The sequence below is a fragment of the Brevundimonas sp. genome (genome assembly GCF_032017145.1).
Taxonomy (GTDB): domain Bacteria; phylum Pseudomonadota; class Alphaproteobacteria; order Caulobacterales; family Caulobacteraceae; genus Brevundimonas.
This window is the reverse complement of record NZ_DALZQC010000224.1, coordinates 1-1,611: the sequence shown is the minus strand read 5'-3', so window position 1 is coordinate 1,611 and position 1,611 is coordinate 1. Positions and strand designations below refer to the sequence as shown.

1 protein-coding gene is annotated in these 1,611 nt (G+C 70.8%); it reads left to right on the top strand.

The window, feature by feature from the left end; translation table 11 throughout:
• Positions 1–158: 158 nt before the first annotated feature.
• A complete protein-coding gene (locus RTU05_RS18180) occupies positions 159–1,469 on the top strand; it encodes a hybrid sensor histidine kinase/response regulator (RefSeq protein ID WP_312599681.1) in 1,311 nt (436 codons plus the stop codon).
• The last annotated feature ends 142 nt before the right edge of the window (positions 1,470–1,611 follow it).

Here is a 1,611-nt window from a genome sequence, read left to right as displayed (position 1 = left end):
CGGCCGCCACCCCCGCCGCTTTGGCGGAAGGCGAGGCCGAGGCCCCCGTCCGCCGTCGCGCCCCGCGTCGCAAGACCGAGGCCGCCGTCAGCGAGGACTGACGGCGATTTACCCTATTGCAACCTTGGCGTGTCATGGTCGGCGCGTGGGAGGGTGCGATGGATATCGTCTTGTGGCTTCTGTCCCTAACATCGTCGGGCACGTGCGCGGCGATATGGCTGTGGCTGCGCGCCCATGGCGCGGTCGATGACTTGACCCGCGACCGGGACCGTCTGGCGCGTCGTCTGGTCCGTGAAGCTGAGACGCAGCGCCAGGCCCTGGCGGTTCTCGAGACCGAGGTTCGACGTCTGACCGACGAAGATGCAGCCAAGGGCCGTGTCATTCAGGCCTTGTCTCATGAACTGCGTACGCCCCTGACCACCATCATGGGGTTCACGCAGCTGTTGGTTACTCATGCCGAAGCCGAACGGCTGACCCCGCGCCAGTCGCAGGGGTTGCGACAGATCGAAGGCGCCGGGGCCGTGCTTCTGGCCCTTATCGAAGAGGCGGACGACTTTGTCGCGTCGGGCGACGCCCGCGCCGCGCCCTTTCTCCAGCGGGTCGATCTGCGCCTGGCCCTGCGCCAGGTTTGCGACGGGCTGGACCATGAGGCCGAAAAGGCGGGCGTGATCCTGGCCTGTTCGGAGGCGCGATCGGGCTTGTGCGTCAGGGCGGATCCCGTGGCGGTTCGGCGCGTGCTGCGGCGGTTGGTCGCCAACGCCCTGCATCATGCAACGCCCGGTGCGACGGTGCGGACGACGGTGGAGCGTCACGGCGCCCAAGTGGTCGTCGCCGTCCACGATCCCGCCCGCCCGCCGCACGCGGAAGCCGACCGTCCGTTTCAGCTCTTGGACGGCCAGGACGCGCGGGGCGGCACGGCCCTGGGCCTGGATGCGGCGCAACGGCTGGCCGAGCGGATGGGCGGACGCCTGGACGCGGCGCAAGACGCCTGGGGCGCGACGACCTTCTCCTTCACCTTGCCGGCGGCGGGTGCGGACCCGGCGACGATGGATCGGCCGCAGGCCACGGCGCTGTATGTCGAGGACAGTCCGGCCAATGTCGCCCTGATGCGCCATGCGGTGGAGGCGATGGGGCTGACGCTGCACGCCGCGACCACGGGGCCGGAGGGGTTGGAGCTGGCGCGGGCCTTGCGGCCGGACGTGATCCTGCTGGACCTGGGGCTTCCCGGCCTGGACGGCTTTGCGGTCAAGGCGGCGCTGGACGCCGATCCGCTGACGCGCGACATTCCCGTGATGGCCGTGACCGGGGCCGGCGCCCCGACGGATCGGCGGCGCGGACGGGCGGCGGGGTTCGACGCCTATCTGACCAAGCCTGTCGACTTGAACGCCCTGGCCGACGCCTTGTCGCGCCTTCTGTCGCAGCCGCGAAAGGTCGGCGGCCTTGACGGGGACCGGCGCCAAAGGGCCTAAGGGAGCGATCTCGCCCCAGGTCCGCCCAAGGTCAGCGTTCGATGCCTCAGTTTCTCCGGTTGGTTTCGTCCCGTCTTCGCGCCCGCGTCGGTCTGCGCCTGGCCGTGCTGGGCGGGGCGGCGACCCTGGCCGCCTGCGCCGC